Below are 23,293 nucleotides of genomic sequence, written 5' to 3'. Positions count from 1 at the left end.
TGCATCGGCTTTGCATCGGCGTCAATCGGGTCCGTCTCGGCTCCGGACGGGCTCCGCAGCAACGACGAGCCCCGCCAGGCCCAGGGGACTGACGGGGTTCGACGACGTCGAAGGAGCCGAACGGCGCTAGACGCGAGCTGCGTCCGCGACCTCCTTGGCGGCCGCGAGACCGGCTTCGAGGTCCGCCTTGATGTCCTCGATGTTCTCGAGGCCGATCGACAGGCGGACGAGGCCCGGCGTGACACCGGCCGTCAGCTGCTGCTCCGGCGTCAGCTGCGAGTGCGTCGTCGAGGCGGGGTGGATGACGAGCGAGCGCACGTCACCGATGTTCGCGAGGTGCGAGAACAACGAGAGCGTGTTGACGAACGCGCGGCCGGCATCGACCCCGCCCTTCAGCTCGAACGACAGCACCGCGCCGACACCCTTTGGCGCGTACCGGTTGGCCGCCGCGTACCACGGGCTCGACGGGAGACCCGAGTAGTTGACGCTCGCGATGTCCGGGTGGGCGTCGAGCCACTCGGCGACGTCCTGCGCGTTCTGCACGTGACGCTCGATGCGGAGGCTGAGCGTCTCGATGCCCTGGATGAGCTGCCAGGCGCTCGCGGGAGCGATCGCGGAACCGAGATCGCGGAGCAGCTGCACGCGCGCCTTGATGATGTAGGCGAGGCCGTCGCCCACCGCGTCCGTGTAGACCGCGCCGTGGTACGACGGGTCCGGCGTCGTGAGGCCGGGGAACTTGTCGGCGTGCTCGGTCCAGGAGAACGTGCCGCCGTCGACGATGACGCCGCCGATGACCGTGCCGTGACCGCCGAGGAACTTCGTGGCCGAGTGGACGATGATGTCGGCGCCGTGCTCGAACGGGCGGATCAGGTACGGGGTCGCGATCGTGCTGTCCACGATGAGCGGCACACCGGACTCGTGCGCGACGTCGGCGACGAGACGGATGTCGAGGATGTTGATCTTCGGGTTGCCGATCGTCTCGGCGAAGAACAGCTTCGTGTTGGGGCGGACCGCACGGCGCCACTCATCGGCGTCGTCCTGGTTCTCGACGAAGGTCGTCTCGATGCCGAGCTTCGCGAGCGTGTACTTGAAGAGGTTGTAGGTGCCGCCGTAGATCGAGGAGGAGGAGACGATGTGATCGCCCGCCTGAGCGATGTTGAGGACGGCGGTCGTCGAAGCGGCCTGGCCGGAGGAGAGGAGGAGGGCGCCGGTGCCGCCTTCGAGCGCGGCGACGCGCTCCTCGACGACGGCCTGCGTCGGGTTCTGGATGCGCGTGTAGATGTTGCCGAACTCGGCGAGGGCGAAGAGGTTCTTCGCGTGGTCGGCGTCGTTGAAGACGTAGCTCGTCGTCTGGTAGATCGGCGTCGCGCGTGCGTTCGTCACCGGATCCGGCGCGGCACCGGAGTGGATCTGCTTGGTTTCGAAACGCCAGGCGTCGGATGCTTCGGTCATGATGTCCCCTTGGTCGATCGGGTGTCGGGTGGTGTTGACGAATGTCGGTGGGCGATGCGGTGCTGCTGGGTCGAGGTCGTGCGGGACCTGCGCTGGCCGGGCCGGCCAGCTGGCGCAGAGTGCACCGTGCGACGATGCGGTGATGCTCTCCTGCGGAAGGTCGTGATGCGAGGCTACCCGGGCCCGGCGCATCGGCCAAGAGTGCGGAAACACGGCGTAACCGGTCCGGCGCCGGAAACCGCGGGATCGCGCGGCCGTACGGGGCGCGGGCGCGACTCGCGCCCCGTGATCCCGACCGGTTCCCATCCGCTCCGGGGTCTCGGCCCCGGCCGCCTCGGTACGCTGGAACCATGACGAAACGACGTGTGGTGGTGACCGGTGCGAGCTCCGGAATCGGTGAGGCGACGGCACGACTGTTCGCCGCTCACGGGTGGGAGGTCGTCGCGGTCGCGCGTCGGCAGGATCGGCTCGATGCGCTCGTCGCGGAGATCGGCGGTGTCGCGGTCGTCGCTGACCTGACCGTGCAGGCGGACGTCGATGCGCTCGCCGCACGCGTCTCCGAACTGGGCGGCGCCACCGCACTCATCAACAACGCCGGCGGCGCGTTCGGATTGGCGTCGGTCGAGGACGGCGACGTCGAGGACTGGCGTCGCATGTTCGACATCAACGTGCTCGGCACGAAGCGCGTCCTCACGGCGCTCCTGCCCGAGCTGCGACGCGGCGCAGCAGCAGAAGCCGCTGCTGCGTCTGCGGCCGGTGAACCCGCCTCGCCCGCCGGCGGGACGGCATCGATCGTCGGGATCACCTCGATCGCCGGGCACGTCGCCTACGAGGGCGGCGGCGGCTACAACGCGGCGAAGTTCGCGGAGCGCGCCCTCTTCGAGGTGCTGCGTCTGGAGCTGAACGGCGAGCCGATCCGCGTCATCGAGGTCGCTCCTGGCATGGTCCAGACCGAGGAGTTCTCGCTCGTGCGCTTCGGCGGCGATCAGGCGCGTGCGGATGCCGTGTACCAGGAGGTCCCGAATCCGCTCGGCGCCGATGACGTCGCCGAGGCGATCGTGCACGCGGTCGAACTGCCCGCGCACGTGAACCTCGATCAGATCACCATCAAGCCCGTCGCCCAGGCCGCACCGTACAAGCTCGCGAAGGGCGACCTGCGCTTCCGCGCCTGAGCGCTGCCTCGCCTCCCTGCCCGAGTACGTCCACAATTCCGGAAGTCTGCCGCCGGAAAACGCTTGTTCGACCCGGTAAGCGCTTCCGTCGTCACTCCTGTCACACGTTCTCCGGAATTGTGGTCACTGTGGGTCGGGCTGCTGGGCGGGCTGAGGAGCGGTGTCAGGAGTGGACTGAGACGCGGGCTCAGGGACGAGCTCGGTGTCAGGGGAGGCATCGGCGAACGCCAGCTTCGGGACGAAGAACAGCAGCACTGCCGCGACGAGCGCACCGCCACCGCACACCGACCAGACGATCAGATAGCCGCTGAGACTCGACGCCGAAGCGGTCACCGCAGCCGACGCCCCGGCGAACAGCACCACGCCGAACACCGCGGAGGCGAATGAACCGCCGATCGTCTTCGTCGTGTTCGTGAGCGCCGACGCGACACCCGTCTGGCCCCTGGGGGCCGCAGCGGCCGCGGCAGCAGGCATCGCCCCGACGAGCGCGCCGGAGCCGATGCCCGCGATGCACATGTTCATGAACACCTGCCACGTCTCGAGATGGAACGGCAGGAACAGCAGATACCCGCCGGCCACGAGGAACGCGGCGATGATGAGCGCGAACCGCGGCGTCCGCCACTTCGAGACGAGCGGGAAGAGCAACGCGCCGATGATCATCGAGATGAGGTACACGCCGATGAGCGTCGAGATGTCCCCGGCGTCGAGCCCGAGGCCGTACCCGTTCTCGCGCGGGGTCCCGGCGTAGGTGCTGAGCGGTGCCTGCGCACCGAGGAGGCTGATGCCGATGAGCCCGGCGGTGAGCTGCACGGGCCACATGTTCGGCTGCCGGAGGACGCGGAGGTCGATCGCCGGGTCCGGCTGGCGCAGTTCGTGACGGCCGAACGGGATGAACGCGAGCACGCCGAGCGCGATGATCGCCCACACCCACCACGTCTCAGGCCCGTTCAACCGCAGGAAGGTGAGCCCGGACGTGATGAGGAGCAGCGCGAGGGAGAGCAGCACGAAGCCGCCGAGATCGAGTTTCCGGCCCGGCAGCGGTTCCGATTCCGGAACGCCGAAGAGAATCGCGAAGAAGACGAGGGAGACGGCGACGGCGGGCAGCATGAGCGTCACCTGCACGTTGCCGCCGAGCGCTTCGAAGATCCGTCCACCGGAGAGCGCGCCGATGATCGCTCCCGCCTCCAGGGCGACGACGAGGAGACCGGCCGCGCGCCTGGTCTGCGAGGCGCCCGTGTTGGTTCGGCGGCCCCGCTCGAAGATGAGAGCGATCTCGAGGGGCAGCCAGACGACGTAGAAGCCCTGCAACGCCCACGCTGCGAGGAAGGTCCAGAATGAGTCGGCGAACACGAGCCACCAACTCGCGCCGGCCGTGAGGACCGTCGCGATCAGGAGGACGCGCTTGTGGCCGAACATGTCGCCGACCTTCGCGAGGACCGGGACGACGAGCGCGGAGAGGAGGAGCTGCGCCGCCTCGAACCAGTTGAAGTCGGCGTCGTGGATGCCGAGATGCTTCACGAGGTCCGGAATGAGCGGGACGTAGTAGCCCTGGAGCACGCCGGAGGTGATCTCCACGAGGAAGAGCCAGCCGATCAGCCCGAACGTGATCCCGGCGGCCGAACCGCGGAAGAGTGCCATTCGGTCCGTCGTCGGTGAGGGACCAGTCGCCTTCGTCATGACCGGATGGTACAGGCAGCCGACACGCGCAGGATAGCGTTGGAGCATGTCGACAACGAACCAGGGCCCAGCGTCCGCAGAGGCTGTGCAGGAACCGCAGACGGGTGCCTCGAGCCCCGCCGCTGAGACCCCGGAAGCCGTGCTGCCTGGAGGTTCTGGGTCGAATGCCCCCGCACCCGAAGTCACACCGGCGCCTGTTCGCGAGGTCCTCACCTGGGACGGGTTCGGGGATGCCTCCCGACAGCTCGCGACGGACATCGTGGCGAGCGGATTCGTTCCCGATTCCGTCGTCGCGATCGCGCGCGGCGGTCTCCTCCTCGCCGGGGCGCTCGCGTACGCGCTCGACGTCAAGACGTGCGGCGCCCTCAACGTCGAGTTCTACACCGGGGTCGACGCGCGCCTGCCGGAGCCCGTCCTGCTCCCGCCGCTCCTCGACATCACGGGTCTCCCCGGCAGCCGTGTGCTCCTCGTCGACGACGTCTCCGACTCCGGCCGCACCCTCGCGCTCGTCCTCGAACTCATGAAGGCGAGTGGGGCCGAGGTGCGCACCGTCACCCTGTACGAGAAGCCGGGCACGGTCCTCCGCCCCGACTACGTCTGGAAGCGTGTCGACCGTTGGATCTCGTTCCCGTGGTCGACGCAGCCCACGATCACGCCGACCTCGGTCGCTCAGGACCTCGTCGACTGACCCGCGCGACTCCCGCACGCGACTCCCGCGCGACTCCCGCTCGACGAGCCCCACCCGTCGCCCTGCCGCCGAGGTGAGGCTTCCGGTCGTCTCGGGGCCGCTCGGACGACCGGAAGCCTCACCTCGGCGGGACGCCGGGGCGGGTAGGGTCGACGGGTGAGCGTATTCCTTGTCGGCGGACCCTGTCTGCCTGAAACCGAGTCGACCGTCTACTCCGCCTTCCTCGCGGAGGCCGCGGCACTCGCCGTGGTCGCCGGACGCCAGGCGCCCCGTATCGCGATCGTGGTCGTGCACCACGAGGACGGCACGGAGGACGCGGCCGGGATCCGAGCGGCGATCGAACGCGCAGGCGTCATCGAAGCCGTCCCCGTGGTACTCGGCATCGGCGGGACCGTCGAGCAGTCGGCGCTCGCCGAAGTGGACGGCATCGTCGTCGGCGGCGGCCTGCCCTCCGCGTACGCTGCAGCGCTCGAACCGGTCGCGGGCGACGTCCGCCGACTCGTCGCGACCGGCCTGCCCTACCTCGGCATCTCCGCCGGTGCCATGATCGCTGCAGACCACGCGATCGTCGGCGGATGGCGCATCGGCGACGTCCCGGTCAGCCCGGAGGGAACTGCAGAAGGACTCGACGAGGTCACCCTCGCCGACGGCCTCGGCCTCGTCGACCTCGCCGTCGACGCCCACGCCGCCCAGTGGGGCACCGTGAGCCGGCTCGTCGCGGCGACGGAGGCCGGCATGATCGACGGCGGGCTCGCGGTCGACGAGAACACCGCACTCGTCGTGGGACAGGGCGCCCTGCGCGTCCTCGGCGGAGGCAGCGTCTGGCAGGTCTTCACGGCCGACCACGGTGTCGTCGTCCGCACGATGGGCGCTGAACACGACGGCGCCGATGCCGGGACCGATGACGACACCGATGGAGGACTCGCCTGATGGAACGCCTCGAACAGCTCCGCATCCCCGCGCGCCGCAAGGCCGCCGAGATCGGCCGACAGCTGACGGAGACGAGCCCGGAGTCGTTCGTCCGCGCGACCTTCACGTCGCCCGGCTACGGCACGTACTCGATCGTCGGATCCGCCCGTCAGGTGTCGAGCCTGTACGTCGCGGGCGTCGAGCTCGGTGCCGCCGGCAAGCCGTCGCGTGACGTCGTGGCGCTCGAAGCGCAGGAGGCGCTCGACTTCCCGACGGACGTCGAAGCCGTGCGGGATCGCGCAGAGCTCGCCGAGGTCGTGTCTGCTCTTCAGGCGGGCGATGTCGTCCACGCCTACTTCGCCGACCCGAGTTACGGGCCGTTCTCGCTCATCGGCGTGGCCGTCGCATCGCCGGATGGTCGCGAATGGCTCGTCGGCTCCTGGTTCCTGTCCCGGAAGGGTGGACCCGCCGCGCGGCTCATCGATCTCGAGGTCGTCGCTGCGGCAGGATCGCACGATGTGCCGGTCCCCGCGGCGCTGCAGTTCTGGCCGTCCGCCAAGGACGAGGTCTGAGCGACGGCGTGAGCACGAGCGCAGGAGATCTGCATGAGACGAGGACGGGATCCGCGATGTCGTCCTCACGCCGTGCGGTGCTCCCCGCGCCGTGCGGACAGGTAGGAGCGGCAGTTGGAAGCAGCGATGACGCCCGCTGACGGATCGTCCGTCCCGCTCTGGGGACCGGACCCGGAGGAGGAGCGCGACGCCGCAGCGAAAGCGGCGGCGGATGCGGCCCGCCAAGCAGCCCAGCCAGCTCAGACAGCCCAGGGCGCCACCGCATCGGAACCGCTCGGCACGTTCGAACAGCTCGTCGACGCCGGTCGGATCCACCCGAGCTGGGCCGCGGCCCTCGAGCCGGTCGCCGACCGCATCACGGCCGTCGGCGCGTTCCTCGACGCCGAGCTCGCCGCGGGTCGGCCGTACCTGCCGACGACCGATCGGGTGCTCCGCGCATTCGAGACCCCGCTCGACGACGCGCGTGTGCTCATCGTCGGCCAGGACCCGTATCCGACACCCGGGCACCCCGTCGGCCTCTCCTTCGCCGCGGATCGTCACGTGCGGCCCCTCCCGCGCAGCCTCGCCAACATCTATCGCGAACTGCGCGACGACCTCGGCGTCCCGACCCCGGAACACGGCGACCTCACGAGCTGGACGGAACACGGCGTCCTCCTCCTCAACCGCGTCCTCACGGTGCGTCCCGGCGATGCCGGCTCGCACCGGCGGAAGGGCTGGGAAGCGATCACGGAGCACGCCATCCGCGTCCTCGCCGCACGCGACCAGCCGCTCGTCGCGATCCTCTGGGGGCGCGACGCCGCGACCCTCGCCCCGCTCCTCGGTGACGCAGGCATCATCGAGTCAGCGCATCCGAGCCCGCTCTCGGCATCGCGCGGCTTCTTCGGCTCGAAACCGTTCAGCAGGACGAACGCGCTCCTCGAAGCCCGTGGTGCGGGTCCGATCGACTGGCGGATCGCTTAGGCTTTCCTCGTGCTGGAAGAGGAATACGAGAACCGACGGGTGCTGCCCCCGCACCTGCGCAAGCCGCCGACGCCCGAGACGCCGTTCGCGTTCACGATGCGCGACGCCACGGCCGAGGACCTGCCGTACATCCGCGAGATCTACAACCACTACGTCGCCAACAGCGTCGTGACCTTCGACGAGGACGCGATGACGTTGAAGGAATGGAAGACGAAGTTCGCGTACCTGCAGAAGCAGGGGATGCCGTTCATCGTCGCCGTCTCGCCGATCGGCCAGATCATGGGCTACGCGCTCGTCTCGCCCTGGAAGCAGAAGCGGGCCTACCGGTTCACGGTCGAGAACTCGATCTACCTGGGTGCTGCGGCGACCGGTAAAGGCCTCGGCACAGCGCTCCTCGGCGAGCTCATCGAGCGGTCGAAAGCCGCCGGCCTCAAGGAGATCCTCGCGGTCATCGCGGACAAGGGCGCGGAGTCGTCGATCGCCCTGCACGAGAAGTTCGGCTTCACCGAGGTGGGTCGGATGGGCCGGGTCGGTTTCAAGTTCGACCGCTGGATCGGGACTGTGCTCCTGCAGAAGTCGCTCAAGCGCTGACGCCTGCCCGCGTCTGTCGTGTCTGACGGCTGGCCTCATCACCCCTCGACCCGACCCGACCCGACCCACCCGACCCCGAAACCTCCGTTTTCGTGCAATCCGCCCGTTTTCGAGGGCACTTTTTGCACGAAAACGGAGGTTCGGGTCAGGACTTGGGGGTCGAGCGCCGCAGGAGGAAATACCCGGCGACCGCGCTGATCGCCGTCGGGATGAGCAGCCAGGCGACGATCCCCGTCGGTCCGGCGGCCGCGGCCCAGGCACCAAACGTCGGCCAACCGTTCGTGAAGGTGAGCAGGGCGACGACGCCGACGGCCGCGAGGACCGAGACCGCTCCGGCGATCAGCATCCCGTTCGTCCGCCAACGCATGTACACGGTGCCCCAGGCGATGCCGGCGAACGCGAAGAACAGGAAGCCGGCGGTGAAGGTGAACAGGCGCTCCCACACGGGTCCGTTGCCGAAGTAGACGACCGTGAACATGTGCCCGCCGAGTCCCCAGCCGTGCGTCCACTCCTCGATGTAGGAGAGCGTCGTGAGGATGCCGCCCCAGAGCAGGCTCAGCAGGACGAGCGAGGAGGCCGTCCCCACGTAGAACTCCCGCCGAGTGACGCTCAGGCCGAGTGCGTACGGGAAGGTGAGGTTGACCGCCTGGATGGCCACGATCATCAGATAGACGAAGACGTAGCTCGTCGCGCCGGTGTACTGCGTGCCTTCGAGCGCGTCGGCGCGGTCGGCCGGCCCGGCGTAGGCGACGATCAGTGCCCAGATGACGACGTTCACGAGGAGGATGAAGCCGAGGATGATCCCGGGGATCCAGAGGGTCGTCCACCGGTTGATCCAGCCGAGGCGGACGACGTTCCAGACGCGGTTGCCGCCGATCGACGGCGTGCCGAGGAGGTCGTGCGGGGAAACGGTGGTCGTGGTCATGATGCGTTCTCGAATTCCTGCTCGGAAGACCGGGTCTTCTGCACGATGAGTTGTTGGAGGGAGACGGGCGACAGTTCCAGTCCGGCCGTGATCGCGGAGCTGCGTTCAGCATCGCTCAACCGTCCGACGGTCACGGAGGCGAGTCCGCCGATGCCGTCGCGGTGGAGGACCTCGCGGCCCGTGACGAACGCGTCGACGGCGGAGCGCAGACCGACGACGGTCGTCGCGGAGTCGCGCACCGATTCGGCGTCCTCGTCGAGGAGGATGCGGCCCTGGTCGATGACGAGCACCCGCTCGAGGAGGTTCGCGACCTCGTCGATGAGGTGGGTGGAGAGGACGATCGTGCGCGGGTGCTCCGCGTAGTCCTCGAGCAGCCGGTCGTAGAAGATCTGCCTGGCGACGGCATCGAGTCCCAGGTACGGTTCGTCGAAGAAGGTGAGCGGCGCGCGTGAGGCGAGCCCGACGATCACGCCGATCGAGGAGAGCTGTCCTCGGGAGAGCTTCTTGATGCGGCGCTTCAGCGGCAACCGGAATTCACCGATGAGCTGCTCCGCGAACGCCTGGTCCCAGCGCTCGAAGAACCACGGGGCACTCCGGAACACGTGCAGGGCGGTGAAGTCGTCCGGGTACTTCTGGCTCTCCTTGATGAAGGAGATGTTCCGGAGGACGTCCGGGTTCTCGACGGGGTCCTGGCCGAACACGCGGATGTCGCCGCTCGTCCGGAAGTCCTGGCCGGTCAGGAGGTGCATGACCGTGGTCTTGCCGGCGCCGTTGCGGCCGAGCAGGCCGTTGATGGTGTTCGGCTGGACGGTGAAGGCGATGTCGTCGACCGCCGCGAGGGAGCCGAACCGTTTGGTGAGGCCGGTCACCTCGATGACGGGACCCGTGTGCACCGGTGGCTGGACGGATGCGGGGGAGCTGCTGGCGTTCACTGCGGAACCCCTTCCTTCTGGATCATGTCGGTCAGTTGCGCTGCGCCGATCCCGAGCTTCGCCGCTTCGGCGAGGAGCGGTCGCAGGAACTCCTCACGGAAGTCGTCCCTGCGCTTGTCGATGAGGCGCTCCCTGGCGCCGGTCGCGACGAACATGCCGATCCCTCGTTTCTTGTAGAGGATCCCGTCGTCGACGAGACGGTTCACCCCTTTGCCCGCGGTCGCGGGGTTGATGCGGTAGAACGCCGCGAATTCGTTGGTGGAGGGCACTTGGCCCTCTTCGGGAAGCGCGCCGTCGAGGATGTCGTTCTCGATCTGTTGGGCGATCTGCACGAAGATCGGACGTCCGTCCTCGATCATGGCGTGCTCCGTTCGTGGTGCGTTGTACGTGCTGTAGCACTCGTGGTGCGTTGGTTCATTACTTGACTAATGAACCACTGAAGCTGATCGATGTCAAGCATCGATTTCGGGCGGTCGGCGAGGCTGGCCCGTGCACCGAGTGGAGACCCGTCGAGAGGCCGGTCGGCCGTCGTTCCGCCGTAGGCTGGGAGGATGGCCGAACTCCACGAGCTCACCGCCCTCGAGCAGTGGGACGCGTTGCACCGAGGGGAGACGAGCCCCGCCGATCTCGTCCGGCACTACCTCGCTCGCATCGAACGGATCGATGGCTCGCTGGGTGCGTTCGCCGCCGTGGACGCCGCTGGCGCAACCGAGCGTGCGGAGCACCTCGCGGACCTCGTCCCGCGCACGGCATCGCTCTGGGGCCTGCCGTTCGCAGACAAGGACCTCGTCGCCCGCGCCGGCGTTCCGACCCGGTACGGATCGAAGCTGTTCGCCGACCACGTCCCCACCGGCTCCGATGAGATGGCGGACGTCATGGACGCTGCCGGAGGCGTGAGCCTCGGCAAGACGGCGACGCCGGAGTTCGGGCTCTACGGCTATACGGACTCGCTCGTCGGCCCGCCGACGCGGAACCCGTGGGATCCGTCGCGCGGTTCAGGCGGGTCGAGCGGGGGAGCGGCGGCGGCCGTCGCGGCCAGGCTCCTGCCCTTCGCGCCAGCCTCGGACGGCGGCGGATCGATTCGTATTCCCGCAGCGGCATGTGGTCTCGTCGGCGTCAAACCGTCGCGCGGGCTCGTGCCGGCGGCATCGGGGATCGACAAGCTCGCCGGACTCGTCGTGTCCGGTCCGATCGCCAGGACGGTCGCCGATGCGGCGCTCCTGCTCGACGGCATCATCGAACGCGATCATGGGCGGATCGCCCACCGCTTCGCACTCCGCGCACCCGATGCGGACGATGGCGGATTCCTCGGGCACGCGATCCGCGGCGAGGGCCGCTTCCAGCTCGCGGTCCTCAACGGCACGCCCTGGGACACCGCCTACGACATCAGGATCGAGGACGGGGCCGCTGCGGCGGTCACGCGGGCGGTCGACGCCCTGTCGTCGATGGGCCACGGCATCGACGAGCTGACCCTCCGCGGCGCCGAGGTCTACCCCGCCGCGTTCACGACCATCTGGCAGGCCTCGGCCGCTGGCATCCCCGCGACGACCGAGGAGCAGTTGTCGCTGCTCAGCCCGATCACGAGACTGCTCGTCGAGCGCGGGCGGGCGATGTCTGCCCTCACCCTCATGGAGACGCTCGCGGTCCTCGCGCGGTTCGAGCGGAGCATCATCGCCCAGTTCGCGCCGTTCGATGCGATCATCAGTCCGTCCCTCGCCCGACTGCCGCTCCCGATCGGCTCCTACGACCTCGAGTCGCCCGAGCGGAACTTCGAACAGCAGGTGCTCGATGCGCCGCACACGTCGTTCGTGAACGTGACCGGCCTGCCGGCCATCACGATCCCCGTGCACCACCTCGCGGATGCCGGGCCAGAGGGCATGCCGGCGGGCGTGCAGCTCATCGGTCGTCCGGGCGGCGAGGCGACGCTCTTCGCGATCGCGGCCCAGCTGGAGCGGCGCATCCGCTGGCAGGACCGCGTGCCCGCCCTCGGCGCCTAGCCCGGTCAGCCGCTCGTCGGCGGCCGGTTGCGGTTCGCGTGACGTCCAGCCAGCAGGAGGACACCGATGAGTGGGCTCAGCGGCTGAGTGGGCTCAGTGGCGCGGGCGCGGAGCGGCGAGGAGGCCTCGGCGCCGGAGCTCGGGGATCACGAGCTCGCAGAACGCGTCGAGCGTGTCCGGCAGGTATGGGAACGACACGTTGAAGCCGTCGGCGGCACCCGCGGCGACGAACTCCTCGACGTGATCCGCGACATCGGCCGCCGTCCCGATGATCGCGCCGTCGCCACCCGCGACCTGCTTCGCGAGATCGCCGATCGTCAGGTGATCGCGCATCGCCTGCTCGTAGATCTCCTGTCTGGCGCCGAGGCTCTTGTTGCCTGGCGGCGTCTCGGGCAGGGGACCGTCGAGCGGGAAGCCCGTGAGGTCGACGCCGCCGAGCCAGTACTCCAGGTCGCCGAGCGCGACCCGAGGGTGCAGGAGGTCGCGGATCGCGGCGAAGCGGTCCTCGGCCTCCGCTCGGGTCGGCGCGACGACCGTTGCGAGCTCGGGCAAGATGCGGATCGCCTCCGGCGACCGCCCGAACCCCTCAGCTGCCTCCCGGAGACCGTTCGCGTACGAGATCGCCTGCGACAGGGGCAGGGCGCGCGTGAAGACCAGGTCCGCGACTCTCGCCGCGAGCGCCTGACCCGGCCCGCTCGAACCGGCCTGCGCGATGATCGGGTTCCCGCCCGGCAGCTCGTCCGCCGCCCACAGCGCGAGCACCTCGTCGACGAACGCCTCCGCCCGCGCGTACCGCTCGGCATGGCTCAGGTGGCTGTCGAGGCCGAAATTGCGTGCCTCGGCATCGTTCAGCGACGTCACGAGGTTCCAGCCTGCACGGCCGCCCGAGAGGCGTGCGAGGGAGGCGAACGTCTGCGCGACGGCGGCGGGCGAACTGTAGGTGGAGGAGACCGATGCGATGAGGCCGAGCCGCGTCGTCGATGTCGCGAGTGCACCCAGGAGGGTCGTCGGTTCGAATGCGTCATTGACGACGGCGACGCGCGAGAGCACGGCCGGATCGGCGTCCGGGACGCCGACGAGGTCGGGGAGGAAGAGCGCGTCGAAGCCGGCGGCCTCGAGTTTCCGGACGAGGCCGACGACGAACGGGAGGTTCACTCCGGCGTCCACGGGTGCACCGGGGTGCCGCCATCCGGCCAGGTACTCGCCCGCCGGCTTGAGGAATGCGCCGAGGACGATGCTGCGCGCGGGGGCGCTGTTCGTCCCAGAGCCGTTCCCCGCCGTGTCGTTCATCCCCGGGCCGTTCCCCGCCGTGTCGTTCGTCTCCGGGCCGTCCACTGCTGCAGCATTCACGCGCGATCCTCCCAGACCGGGCCGATCTCGCCGCCGCGGTACACGACGGGCGAGCCCTGCGCGGCGCGAGAGATGTTGAGCGGACCCGCGACGCGGAAGTGCGCTCCGACATGATCGATGGCCGGCCGGCCGCCCTCCCGCGCGTAGACACCGCTCGCACGGTCACGGGGGAACGCATCGGCCGACTCCGCGGACCAGAGGGCGTGGAGGACGGTGGTGAACTCGTCGGCGACGGCGGATCCGCTCGGCACGAGGACCCCGGCTCGTCCCCCGGACAGGTGGTCGAGCGACACGGCCTTCCGCGCGACCGTGTACGGCGGATCGGTGAGCGGGTCGACGGCTGCGACGAGTCCGATGGACGATGTCACGGCGCTCAGCGCACCCAGGAGGGTGAACGGTTCGAAGCCTCCGGCCGTCGCGGGTCCGGCGACGACGGCGGCCGCGCCCGTCCGCTCGGCGTCGGTCGCGACGAGCGCGATGTCGGCGAAGCTCGCGCCGGTTCCGTTCGGCAGCCGGACGACGGAGACGTGCGCCTGGTGCGCAGTGTCGGGGCGACCCCCGGGGCCGTTCCCGTCCTGATCGTTCCCGTTCAGTTCTCCTCCGGCCTGCTCAGCCATCGGCCCTGCTCCACCCGAGCGCCGGGGCGATCTCGGTCGCGATGAGTTCCAGGGTGCGGATCGCTTCGTCGACGGAGGTGCTCTCGTTCTGGACGGCGAGCACGAGGTCGCTCGAGTACGGCAGGACGGGGTCGGCGCGGAGCGACTCGACGATGTCGGAGGACGTGCCGTGGGAGACGTTCATCGCATCGAGGAGCTCATGCATCGATGCGTCCGGCCCGAGCCAGCCGTTCGCCACGTGATAGCCGAGGTGCCGGGCGGTGTCGGGTGCGAGGCGGTCGTGGACCTCGGACTTGCTGGGACCGGGGAACGCGGCACGGACGGCCGCCGCGCGCGGCGTTCCGGTGAGCCCTGCCGCGCGGTGGGCGTCGTGGAACGCGACCGCGAGGGGGAGCTGCACGGACTCCGCTGGGCCGAAGCCGAGCAGGATGCCGCGTCCGTCGGACGCCGCGGCACGCACGCGATCCTCGCTCGCGTGCGAATCCCACAACCGGTCCGCCAGGCCCGCCGCCGGCGGTTGGAGGACGAGCCCACCGGCGATCGGCTCGCCGCGGAGGACTGCCGCGAGCTGTGCGTCGTGCTCGGCGTACAGGGCGCGCTTGTCGGCCGGGTCGCGGCCGAATGCTGCGAACTGGTCCTCGCTGGGGCCGCCGCTGCCGATGCCGAGTTCCAGGCGCCCGCCGGACAGGGCGTCGAGGACGGACGCGTCCTCGGCGAGCCGGACGGGGTGTTCGAGGGGCAGCACGACGATCGCGGTGCCGAGGTGGATCCGTTTCGTCCGTGCAGCGACGGCCGCGAGGAGCACGAGCGGCGACGGCAACCGGCCCTGCAGCGTCTGCAGGTGGTGCTGCGACACCCATCCGGAGTCGAAGCCGAGCTCCTCGGCGGCGACGAACAGGTCGACGATGGCCGGATACAGCTCGGCTGCGGGTGCCTTGCCGTGGACGTGGGTCAGGAAGCCGAGGCGGAACGGGCTGGTCATGCAGGGCCTCCGGGCACGGTGATCGTCGGGACGGAGTCGAGGAGTTCCTTCGTGTACGCGTGCTGCGGCCGGTTGAGGACCTCGCTCACGGAGCCCTGCTCCACGACGCGGCCGTCCTTCATCACGACGACGCGGTCGCACAGGTGCTGGACGACGCCGATGTCGTGCGACACGAGCACGATCGTCAGCCCCAGTTCCGTGCGCAGTTGCGCGAGGAGTTCGAGGATCTGCGCGCGCACGGTGACGTCGAGGGCACTCAGCGGCTCGTCTCCGATGAGGAGCTTCGGACGATGGACGATCGCTCGGGAGAGGGCGATGCGCTGCCGCTGGCCTCCCGAGAACTCGTGCGGATAGCGGTTGGCCGCGTCGGCGTCGAGTCCCACGAGCCGGAGGACGGCACGGACCTTCGAGCGGTGGTCGCCCGGGATGTCGAGCGCGAGGAGCGGTTCCGCGATGATCCGGCCCACCGACATCCGCGGGTCGAGCGACGCGTACGGGTCCTGGAACACGATGCCGGTCTCCCGGCGGAACCAGTGGAGGTCGCGTGCGCTGCGGCCCGTGACGGGCTTGCCCTCGAACTCGACCGTTCCGCTCGTCGGGGTGTCGAGCGCGAGCAGGAGGCGGACCAACGTCGACTTGCCGGACCCGGATTCGCCGATGACGCCGACCGTCTCGCCGGTGGCCACGGTGAGATCTGCGTCGCTGAGCGCGTGGGTGATGCGCGGCTTGGAGAAGAGCGTCTCCCGGGGGAGCGTGTACGCGCGGGACAGCCCGGTCGCGCGCAGGAGGGGTTGCGCGGGCGAGGACGCAGGCGCGGGTACCGCCGACGTGGACGGCCTCGACGGCTCAGGCGCGTCCGGCGAAGCGAACTGCTCAGGCATCGGCGCCTCCCGCCTGCTTCCAGCTGAGCGTCGTCGCAGCGGCGAGGAGTCGCTGGGTGATGGGGGACACCGGTGCGCTCAGGAGCTGTGTGACAGGGCCCGCTTCGACGATCCGGCCGTGCGACATCACGACGGCGTCGGTCGCGATGCGCGACAACACGGCGAGGTCATGGGTGATGAACACGAGCGACGCCCCGGTCTCCGACACGAGTCGTTCGAAGAGGCCGAGGATCTGCGACTGGATCGTCACGTCGAGCGCCGTCGTCGGTTCGTCGGCGATGAGGAGCGACGGCCGGTTGGCGAGGGCGATCGCCGTCGCGACGCGTTGCCGCTGCCCGCCGGAGAGCTGGTGGGGGTAGCGCTTCACGATGTCGACGGGGTCGGGGAGCCGGACCCGCTCGGCCAGCTCGACGGCGCGTTCCATCGCCTCACGCTTGCTCGCACCGTGGTGGATGCGGAGCGGTTCGCCCATCTGGCGGCCGATCGTGCGGATCGGGTTGAGCGCCGTGCGCGGTTCCTGGAAGACGATGCCGATCTCCTCACCACGGATCCGGGCGATCTCGCGGTCGGAGAGCCCCACGAGTTCGCGGCCGTTCCAGCGGATGCTGCCGCCGACGCGCGCGCCGTCGGGCAGGAGGCCGAGGACGGCGAGGGCCGTGAGCGACTTGCCGGAGCCGGACTCGCCGATGATGCCGAATCTGGCGCCGTCGGCGACGGTCAAGGACACCTCGTCGACGACGCGGCGGTCGCCGATGTCGATCGTCAGCCGGTCGATCTCGAGCGTCATGCGGTCACCCCCTGCGGTGAGGTCGGTGTGGTCGGAGGGGTCGCGGAGCCGTCGGGAGCGCCCCCGGCACGGCCAGGACCGCCGGTGCCGGATCGCCCGCCGCGTGAGAGCGTCGGATCGGTCGCGTCCCGGAGCGCGTCGCCCAGGAGGTTGAGTCCGAGGACGGTGACCGTGATCGCGAGCCCGGGCCAGAGGACCGACAGCGGGTGCACTGCGAGGTAGGTCTGCAGTTCGCTCAGCATCCGGCCCCACGACGGGGTCGTCGACGGCGCCCCGTAGCCGAGGTAGGAGAGCCCGGCCTCTGCGAGGACGGCGACCGCCATCGACCAGGAGAGCTGGACGATGAAGACGGGCGCCACGTTCGGCAAGAGGTGCGTCGTGAGGTTGCGCAATGGGCCGAGGCCGAAGGCACGGCCCGCGAGGACGTACTCGCTGTGCGACACCCGCCGGATCTCCGGACGGGTGACGCGGCCGATGTTGACGCCGAAGCTGATGCCGACCGCCCAGATCACGACCCACAGCGATCCGCCGAAGACGGAGGCGAACATCATCGCGATCAACAGCGTCGGGAAGGCGATGAGGATGTCGATGAGCACGGCGACGGATTCCCGCACCCACCGCCTCGTGAGCGAGCCCGCGGCGGCCAGGGCGATGCCGAACACCGTCGAGACGATCGCGGAGCCCACGGCGACGAAGACCGTCACCCGCGCGCCCACGAGCAGGAGGCTGAAGATGTCGCGGCCCACGGCATCGGTGCCGAGGACGTGCGTCGGCGAGGGCGGGAGCCACTTGCTGAACGGGTCGGCGAGCTGCGGGTCGTACGGCGTCCAGAGATACGAGACGGCGGCGGTCAGGACGACGAGCGCGAGCACGCCGACGCCGAACCACCCCGCCGGCTGTCGGAGCAGCTCGCGGAACCAGGAGGGCCGACGGCGCGGCGCGGTCGGACGGGAAGCTGAGGCGGAGCCGCTCACGACTGGCCCTCCCGTTCGCGGAGCCTCGGATCGACCAGGCGGTGCACGATGTCGACGATCGCGCCGATGACGAGTACGACGCCCGTGAGGACGAGCAGCTCGCCCTGCACCTTCACGAGGTCGCGGTTGCCGACGTCGGAGACGAGCATGCGTCCGATGCCGGGGAGGGTGAACAGCTGCTCGATGATCACACTGCCCACGATCAGCCCGGCGATCTGCAGACCGAGGACGGTCACGACGGACAGCGCGACGTTCGGCAGGCCGTGGCGGATGAGGGCCTGATTCTTCGTGAGGCCCTGCGAAGCGGCGGTTCGCACGTAGTCCTGCCCGATGGCGTCGAGCGCGGCAGAGCGGACGAAGCGGAGGAGGACCGCGCCCTCCACGATGCCGATCGTGAGCGCCGGGAGCAGGAGGGCGCGGATCGCCGCCCACGGATCATCCCAACCGGCACGCGGGAAGCCCTGCGCGGGCAGCCAGCCGAGCGTCACGGCGAACAGCAGCACGAGCATCATGCCCGCCCACACCACGGGGACCGCCGCGAGGCCCTGCGCAGCGAACCCGATCGCCGCGCCGCTCGGACGGTGACGACGCAGCGCCGCCAGCACGCCGAACGGCACGCTGAAGGCGAGTGCGATCACGAGCGACATGATCCCGAGCGGGAGCGTGACCTGGGCCTTCTCGGCCAGCTCGCTCGCCACGGGGGTCCCCGTGACGAGCGACAGGCCGAGGTCGCCCCGGAGGACGCCCCCGATCCAACCGAGGTACTGCGTGAGGACGGGCTCGTTGAGCCCCAACTTCTCTCGAAGACTCGCGATCTGCGCCGGCGTCGAATCCGTCCCGGCGATGACCTGCGCGACGTCACCCGGCAGCACCCGCAACGTGAAGAAGATGAGGGCGCTGGCGGCGAGCAGTCCGATGACGAGCAGGATCAGTCTCGTCAGGACGAAGCGGGTCACTCGGACACGGCGACCTTCGCCAGGTTGATGCGCGAGTTCACGGAGTCGACCGGGAAGCCGGTGACGCCGCTGTGCACAACCGTGAGGGTGATCGCGGTGTAGAGCCAGTCGGCTGCGTTGTCCTTGGACACGAGGAACGCCGCCTCCTTGAGCTTCTCGTCTGCGACGGCCGGGTCGGTCGCCGCTACGGACTCAGCATAGAGCGACTGCACCTGCGCGTTGTCGTACCCGAAGTAGTAGTTCGGGTTGGCCCAGTTGCCGAAGTCGCGAGCCTCCACGTGGTTGACGAAGCTGAGGTCGTAGTCGTGGTTCGTGTACACGTCGTTCAGCCAGGTCGGGAACTCGACGTTGTCGACCTTCAGGGTGACGCCGACGGCCTTGAACTCGGAGACCAAGACGTTCGAGACGTCGGTTCCGTAGAAGCTCGGGATCGTGAGCGTCAGCGTGAGGTTCTCCTGGCCGGCCTGCTTCAACAGGCTCTTCGCCTTCTCGGGGTCGTACGTGACGAGCTTGCTGAGGTTCTCGTAGCCTGGGTCGAGCTCGGGGATGGGGCCGAACTGCTCGACGGCAGCATCGCCGACGGCCTTGATGATCGCCTTGTGGTCGATCGCGGAGCGGAGCGCTTCGCGGACGAGCGGGTCGTTGAGCGGCGCCTTCTGGTTGTTGAACGCGAGCGTGTACTTGTCGGTCGTCTTGCCCTCGGTGATCTTCAGATCCTTGTCTTTCGCGATCTGATCGCGCAGGTTCGCGTTGAGGGCCGTCTGCACGTCGACCTCACCGGCGAGGACCGCGTTGACCGCTGAGGCGGGGTCGGGGATGTAGCTGAACACGACCTCCTTGACCTTCGGCTTGTCGCCCCAGTACTTGTCGAAGCGGTCGAAGGTGATGCTGTCGCCCTGCTTCCATGTCTTGAGGGTGAAGGGGCCGGTGCCGTTCGCCGTCTTGGAGAGGTCGTTGGCGTCGCCCTTCTCCAGGACGAGTCCGGCGCGGCCGGTCAGGTTCCACAGGAGGTTCGAGTCGGGAGCCGAGAGGGTCAGCTTCACCGACTTCTCGTCCGGTGCGGTGATCTCGGACACCTTTTGCAGGTCCGCGTTGCCCTGGAACGCCTCGTTCGTCTTCACCTGGGTGAGCGAGTCGACGACGTCGTCTGCCGTGAGCGCCTTGCCGTCGTGGAACGTCACGCCGTCCTGGAGCGTGAACGTGTAGGTCAGGCCGTCGCTCGAGACCTCGTGGCTCTTCGCGAGCGTGTCGACGATCTTGCCGTCCTCCGTGCGGGAGACGAGGCCCTGGTACACGTTGTCGATGAGCACCTGGTCGAGCGCGGCACCTGAGGTGGTCCTGATGTTCAGGTCGGTGGGCTCGAGGACCAGAGCGACCCGCAGCGTTCCGTCGGTGTTCGCCGACGGGGTCGCGGACGGGCTGGAGCACGCGCTGAGCATAACGACGGCCGAGGTGACGGCTGCGGCTACGAGCAGGAGCTTGCGATGACGCATGGTGTTCCTTTCAGGACTGCTGTGGGTGGTGCGATGACGACGCCGCGATGGCGTTCACCCGGTCGAATGCCGCATCGAGATCCGTGATGAGATCGCGTGCGTCTTCGATGCCTATGGACAACCGGATGAGCGATGGGGAGATTCCCGAGCGTCGTTGCTCGGCCTCCGACAGTTGGGAGTGCGTGGTCGACGCGGGGTGGATGACGAGGGAGCGGACGTCACCGATGTTCGCGAGGTGGCTGAAGAGGTCGAGCGACTCGACGAACGCGCTTCCGGCCGCAGAGCCGCCGCGGATCTCGAAGGACACGATGGATCCGGCGCCCTTCGGCAGATACTGCGCCACCCGGTCGGCCTCCGGACTCGTCGGGAGGCCCGCGTAGTGCACGGCCTCGACCGACGGGTGGGCGAGGAGGTGCGCGGCGATCGTCTCCGCGTTGGCGACGTGCTGGCGCATCCGCAGGCTGAGGGTCTCGATGCCGAGGATGAGCAGGAAGCTGTTGAACGGCGACGGGGCCGCTCCGTAGTCGCGGAGGAGATTGGCGCGGAGACGGAGGGAGTAGGCGATGCCGTCGTCGCCGAAGTCCTGCCAGAACCGACGCGTCTCGCCCGGTTGCTCCGGCTCCGTGAACCCTGGCCACTTCTCGGGCTCGGCACCGAAGTCGAACGTGCCGGAATCGACGACGGCGCCGCCGATCGCGGCACCGTGGCCGGCGAGGAATTTCGTGGTCGAGTGGACGACGATGTCGGCGCCGTGCTCGAGTGGGCGGACGAGGTAGGGCGAGGCGAGCGTGTTGTCGATCACGAGCGGCACACCCGCCGCGTGCGCGACATCGGCGACGGCCCGGATGTCGAGGACGCTGCCGAGCGGGTTGCCGATGCTCTCAGCGAAGACGGCGCGCGTCCGGGGTGTGATCGCCGCGGCCCACGCCTCCGGGTCGTGGATGTGGTCCACGAACGTCGTCGTGATCCCGATCTCCGCGAAACGGCGGATGAAGAGGCCCGTGGTCCCGCCGTAGACGTGGGAACTCGACACGAGGTGGTCGCCGGAGCGGAGCAGGTTGAGCAGGGCGAAGGTCGTCGCGGACTGGCCGCTCGCGAAGGCGACCGCCGCCCGACCGCCCTCGAGCTCGGCGATCCGCTGCTCCGCGACCGAGGTCGTCGGATTGCCCGTGCGCGTGTACGAATACGAGCCGAGGTCCTGGAGCGTGAAGATGTCCGACGCCGCCTGCGAGGACTCGTAGACGTAACTCGTCGTCTGGAAGATCGGCGTCGCACGCGCCCCCGTCCGCGGATCCGGCGAGGCGCCGGCGTGCACCTGGGCGGTGTCGAAGTGCCAGGCCGCTGCGGCGTGCTCGTTGGCGGTCATGCTCGCTCCAACTGGATCGGGTACGGAAATGGTGTTTCGAGGGGGTGAGGCGAGCGTAGTTGTCCCTCCCGTGCGTCGCCAGCCAGCACGTTGCACGGCGTCACACAGTGATCCGATCGTGATGTCCGCGTGTACCCTCTGGGCTCGGTCGGCGGAGCTTCTCGGTGGGTGCTTCCCGCCCCGCCGTCGCTGTCGGAGCCGATTCGCGTCGGGTGACCTCGCCGATCAGGCCGGAAGGCCGCCGATGAAGTCCCGGATGGTGTCGGCGAGGGCGACGGGCGCGTCCTCCTGGATGTTGTGACCGGATTCGATCGTGACGACCGTCGCTTCGGGCAAACGCTCTTGGAACTCCGCACGCTGCTCCTCGCTGAGCACACCGCGCGTCCCCGCGATGAGGAGCACGGGTACGGTGACCTGCGCGAGGTCGTCCCAGATGGGGGCGAAACTCGTTGCAGCGATGGGCGCCAGTCCGCCGAGGTTCGCGAAGTGGTGCTTCCAGATTACGCGACCGTCGTCCTTCACTCGTGTGTTGAGGAAGACGCCGCGGCTCACGTCGTCGCGGGTCGGGCCGAAGCCGAAGGCGATGGCGCGGTCCACGATCTCGTCGCGGCTGCCGAAGTCCGCGGGACCCGCGAGGAAGTCGCGCACCTGGGACGCGCCCGTCGAGGCGTCGAGTCCGGGGGAGATGTCGACGATCACGAGCGCACGGACGAGCGCCGGCGCCTGCTCGTCGATGACGCCGGCCGCGAGGACCCGAGGATGCGACGCTGCGATCACCGACGCCGTGAGACCGCCGAGGGACTGGCCCACGAGGACGACGCCCGCGGACGAGGACGCTGCGTCGCCGGACGCGGCACTTCCAGCCGAAGCATCGTCGAGTTCCGTCGATTCGGCGAGCAGAGCCGTCGCGCCTTCGGCCGCAGCCGTCGCGATCGTCGACGGACGGTAGTCGGCGTCGTCCCGCCATGCGGAGTCGCCGTGACCCGGCAGATCGAGCGCGATCGCCGGGACGCCGAGGGCGAGCAACGTCCCGTCCCAGGTGTGGGCGTTCAGGCCTGCACCGTGGAGGAACACGACCTCGGGCGCCGTATCGCCCCAGACGAGCGCGCTCACGTCGCCGTCGGAGGTGCTCACGGTTTCCCGACGGACCGATGGCAGTGGTCCCGTGTGCCCGACGTCCTCGGCCTCACGCGGGAGGAAGTCGAACTCGGTCTGCGTCTGCTGGTCGTGCGACATCGGGGCCTTTCGTGCCTGGTTCGGCTGGCGGGTGCGAGTGCGGCCGGTCGGGCCGGTGGTCGGCAGTGCCGGGGATGACCCCATCCTTCGCCTCTTCGGCTCCCACGCCAAGTCGATGACGTTCCTTGACGTCCCGTCCGGCCCCTGTCTCCTCCGGTCCCTGAGCCTGTCGAAGGGTGCGTCGCCTGCGGTCCCTGAGCCTGTCGAAGGGTGCGTCGCCTGCGGTCCCTGAGCCTGTCGAAGGGCCACTGCCCGGCGTACCATCAAGGAGTGACCGATGCCGCGAGAGTCCACCTGTCCAGAACCGAACCAGAGGCGTACAAGGCGCTCGCCGCGTTGGCGAGCACAGTCGGTGACATCGCGAAGGCCAACGGGATCAGCCCCGTCCTCCGAGAACTCGTCCAATTGCGTGTCTCGCAGATCAACGGGTGCGCGTTCTGTCTCCGCGTGCACACGACGAAGGCGCTCGCCGCCGGAGAGAGCGTCGATCGACTCGGACTCGTCGCAGCATGGCGGGAGACGTCCGTCTTCACCGACACCGAACGCGCGGCCCTCGACCTCGCCGAATCGATGACGCTCATCCAGAACGGCCACGTGCCGGACGAGGTCTACGAGCGCGTGCGTCGGGTGCTGAACGAGCGCGAGTACACGGCGATCGCCTGGATCACGGTCTCGATCAACGCGTTCAACCGGGTCGCGATCACGAGTCGGTACCTCGTCGAACCGGAGGAGGCGCCGCAGGACGCGCCGACTCCGCCCACCGTCGCCTGAACGTC

The 23,293-nt window shown here is 69.3% G+C and carries 23 protein-coding genes; 8 read left to right on the top strand and 15 right to left on the bottom strand.

Annotated features, from left to right (window positions below; translation table 11 throughout):
• Window positions 1-126: 126 nt before the first annotated feature.
• The gene (locus ACQ3HB_RS18555) at window positions 127-1,452 is read right to left on the bottom strand and encodes a bifunctional o-acetylhomoserine/o-acetylserine sulfhydrylase (RefSeq protein WP_430922092.1); all 1,326 of its coding nucleotides are present in this window, start codon (window positions 1,450-1,452) and stop codon (window positions 127-129) included.
• 350 nt (window positions 1,453-1,802) lie between these two features.
• Between ACQ3HB_RS18555 and ACQ3HB_RS18550 the strand changes: the two genes are divergently transcribed.
• A complete protein-coding gene (locus ACQ3HB_RS18550; RefSeq protein WP_430922090.1) occupies window positions 1,803-2,624 on the top strand; it encodes an SDR family oxidoreductase in 822 nt (273 codons plus the stop codon).
• A gap of 123 nt (window positions 2,625-2,747) precedes the next feature.
• On the opposite strand, the gene ACQ3HB_RS18545 is transcribed toward ACQ3HB_RS18550, so the two are convergent.
• Window positions 2,748-4,262 (bottom strand): MFS transporter, encoded by a 1,515-nt coding sequence (locus ACQ3HB_RS18545; RefSeq protein WP_430922110.1) that lies wholly within the window; start codon window positions 4,260-4,262, stop codon window positions 2,748-2,750.
• A gap of 85 nt (window positions 4,263-4,347) precedes the next feature.
• Between ACQ3HB_RS18545 and ACQ3HB_RS18540 the strand changes: the two genes are divergently transcribed.
• The 5 genes from ACQ3HB_RS18540 to ACQ3HB_RS18520 all read left to right on the top strand — a co-directional run bounded on the left by ACQ3HB_RS18540 (window position 4,348) and on the right by ACQ3HB_RS18520 (window position 8,021).
• Window positions 4,348-4,989 carry a phosphoribosyltransferase gene (locus ACQ3HB_RS18540; RefSeq protein ID WP_430922088.1) on the top strand — a complete coding sequence of 214 codons (642 nt, stop codon included), beginning with the start codon at window positions 4,348-4,350 and terminating at the stop codon, window positions 4,987-4,989.
• Window positions 4,990-5,145: 156 nt separating this feature from the next.
• Window positions 5,146-5,919, top strand: a complete 774-nt coding sequence (locus ACQ3HB_RS18535) for a Type 1 glutamine amidotransferase-like domain-containing protein (RefSeq protein ID WP_430922086.1) — start codon at window positions 5,146-5,148, stop codon at window positions 5,917-5,919.
• A complete protein-coding gene (locus tag ACQ3HB_RS18530) occupies window positions 5,919-6,470 on the top strand; it encodes a hypothetical protein (RefSeq protein ID WP_430922085.1) in 552 nt (183 codons plus the stop codon). The genes ACQ3HB_RS18535 and ACQ3HB_RS18530 overlap by 1 nt, the downstream gene beginning before the upstream one ends.
• Window positions 6,471-6,596: 126 nt before the next feature.
• A complete protein-coding gene (locus ACQ3HB_RS18525) occupies window positions 6,597-7,430 on the top strand; it encodes a uracil-DNA glycosylase (RefSeq protein WP_430922083.1) in 834 nt (277 codons plus the stop codon).
• Window positions 7,431-7,439: 9 nt separating this feature from the next.
• The gene (locus ACQ3HB_RS18520) at window positions 7,440-8,021 is read left to right on the top strand and encodes a GNAT family N-acetyltransferase (protein WP_430922081.1); all 582 of its coding nucleotides are present in this window, start codon (window positions 7,440-7,442) and stop codon (window positions 8,019-8,021) included.
• A 145-nt stretch (window positions 8,022-8,166) separates the two neighbouring features.
• On the opposite strand, the gene ACQ3HB_RS18515 is transcribed toward ACQ3HB_RS18520, so the two are convergent.
• Genes ACQ3HB_RS18515 through ACQ3HB_RS18505 form a run of 3 tightly spaced genes read right to left on the bottom strand, consistent with a single transcriptional unit; the run spans window position 8,167 to window position 10,237 of the window.
• Window positions 8,167-8,946 carry a hypothetical protein gene (locus ACQ3HB_RS18515; RefSeq protein WP_430922079.1) on the bottom strand — a complete coding sequence of 260 codons (780 nt, stop codon included), beginning with the start codon at window positions 8,944-8,946 and terminating at the stop codon, window positions 8,167-8,169.
• Complete coding sequence (locus tag ACQ3HB_RS18510; RefSeq protein WP_430922078.1) at window positions 8,943-9,878, bottom strand: ABC transporter ATP-binding protein; 936 nt, start codon at window positions 9,876-9,878, stop codon at window positions 8,943-8,945. The genes ACQ3HB_RS18515 and ACQ3HB_RS18510 overlap by 4 nt, the downstream gene beginning before the upstream one ends.
• A complete protein-coding gene (locus ACQ3HB_RS18505; protein WP_430922076.1) occupies window positions 9,875-10,237 on the bottom strand; it encodes a GntR family transcriptional regulator in 363 nt (120 codons plus the stop codon). Before ACQ3HB_RS18505 ends, ACQ3HB_RS18510 begins: the two co-directional genes overlap by 4 nt.
• Before the next feature lie 192 nt (window positions 10,238-10,429).
• Between ACQ3HB_RS18505 and ACQ3HB_RS18500 the strand changes: the two genes are divergently transcribed.
• Window positions 10,430-11,875 carry an amidase gene (locus ACQ3HB_RS18500; RefSeq protein WP_430922075.1) on the top strand — a complete coding sequence of 482 codons (1,446 nt, stop codon included), beginning with the start codon at window positions 10,430-10,432 and terminating at the stop codon, window positions 11,873-11,875.
• A gap of 93 nt (window positions 11,876-11,968) precedes the next feature.
• On the opposite strand, the gene ACQ3HB_RS18495 is transcribed toward ACQ3HB_RS18500, so the two are convergent.
• The 10 genes from ACQ3HB_RS18495 to ACQ3HB_RS18450 form a co-directional block, all read right to left on the bottom strand.
• Window positions 11,969-13,225 carry an LLM class flavin-dependent oxidoreductase gene (locus ACQ3HB_RS18495; RefSeq protein ID WP_430922073.1) on the bottom strand — a complete coding sequence of 419 codons (1,257 nt, stop codon included), beginning with the start codon at window positions 13,223-13,225 and terminating at the stop codon, window positions 11,969-11,971.
• Window positions 13,222-13,842, bottom strand: coding sequence for an LLM class flavin-dependent oxidoreductase (locus ACQ3HB_RS18490; protein WP_430922072.1), 621 nt, complete (start codon window positions 13,840-13,842; stop codon window positions 13,222-13,224). Before ACQ3HB_RS18490 ends, ACQ3HB_RS18495 begins: the two co-directional genes overlap by 4 nt.
• A complete protein-coding gene (locus tag ACQ3HB_RS18485; RefSeq protein WP_430922070.1) occupies window positions 13,835-14,824 on the bottom strand; it encodes an LLM class flavin-dependent oxidoreductase in 990 nt (329 codons plus the stop codon). Before ACQ3HB_RS18485 ends, ACQ3HB_RS18490 begins: the two co-directional genes overlap by 8 nt.
• The gene (locus tag ACQ3HB_RS18480; RefSeq protein WP_430922068.1) at window positions 14,821-15,705 is read right to left on the bottom strand and encodes an ABC transporter ATP-binding protein; all 885 of its coding nucleotides are present in this window, start codon (window positions 15,703-15,705) and stop codon (window positions 14,821-14,823) included. The genes ACQ3HB_RS18485 and ACQ3HB_RS18480 overlap by 4 nt, the downstream gene beginning before the upstream one ends.
• Window positions 15,698-16,492 carry an ABC transporter ATP-binding protein gene (locus tag ACQ3HB_RS18475; RefSeq protein WP_430922066.1) on the bottom strand — a complete coding sequence of 265 codons (795 nt, stop codon included), beginning with the start codon at window positions 16,490-16,492 and terminating at the stop codon, window positions 15,698-15,700. Before ACQ3HB_RS18475 ends, ACQ3HB_RS18480 begins: the two co-directional genes overlap by 8 nt.
• Window positions 16,489-17,466 (bottom strand): ABC transporter permease, encoded by a 978-nt coding sequence (locus ACQ3HB_RS18470; protein ID WP_430922064.1) that lies wholly within the window; start codon window positions 17,464-17,466, stop codon window positions 16,489-16,491. The genes ACQ3HB_RS18475 and ACQ3HB_RS18470 overlap by 4 nt, the downstream gene beginning before the upstream one ends.
• Window positions 17,463-18,422 (bottom strand): ABC transporter permease, encoded by a 960-nt coding sequence (locus ACQ3HB_RS18465; RefSeq protein WP_430922062.1) that lies wholly within the window; start codon window positions 18,420-18,422, stop codon window positions 17,463-17,465. The genes ACQ3HB_RS18470 and ACQ3HB_RS18465 overlap by 4 nt, the downstream gene beginning before the upstream one ends.
• Entirely contained in the window at window positions 18,419-19,915 is a 1,497-nt protein-coding gene (locus ACQ3HB_RS18460; protein WP_430922061.1) for an ABC transporter substrate-binding protein, read from the bottom strand. Before ACQ3HB_RS18460 ends, ACQ3HB_RS18465 begins: the two co-directional genes overlap by 4 nt.
• A gap of 10 nt (window positions 19,916-19,925) precedes the next feature.
• Window positions 19,926-21,281, bottom strand: coding sequence for an O-acetylhomoserine aminocarboxypropyltransferase/cysteine synthase family protein (locus tag ACQ3HB_RS18455; RefSeq protein ID WP_430922060.1), 1,356 nt, complete (start codon window positions 21,279-21,281; stop codon window positions 19,926-19,928).
• Between the two features lie 225 nt (window positions 21,282-21,506).
• Window positions 21,507-22,517 carry an alpha/beta fold hydrolase gene (locus tag ACQ3HB_RS18450; protein ID WP_430922059.1) on the bottom strand — a complete coding sequence of 337 codons (1,011 nt, stop codon included), beginning with the start codon at window positions 22,515-22,517 and terminating at the stop codon, window positions 21,507-21,509.
• A 270-nt stretch (window positions 22,518-22,787) separates the two neighbouring features.
• Here ACQ3HB_RS18450 and ACQ3HB_RS18445 point away from each other — a divergent pair, with 270 nt between their 5' ends.
• Window positions 22,788-23,288 carry a carboxymuconolactone decarboxylase family protein gene (locus ACQ3HB_RS18445; RefSeq protein ID WP_430922057.1) on the top strand — a complete coding sequence of 167 codons (501 nt, stop codon included), beginning with the start codon at window positions 22,788-22,790 and terminating at the stop codon, window positions 23,286-23,288.
• Window positions 23,289-23,293 lie beyond the last annotated feature (5 nt).

Origin of the sequence: Plantibacter lichenum (genome assembly GCF_050587525.1) — a bacterium.
In the GTDB taxonomy this organism is placed as follows: Bacteria; Actinomycetota; Actinomycetes; order Actinomycetales; family Microbacteriaceae; genus Plantibacter.
Note: the sequence above shows the minus strand (reverse complement) of the source record. Positions and strands in the feature narration are given on the sequence as shown.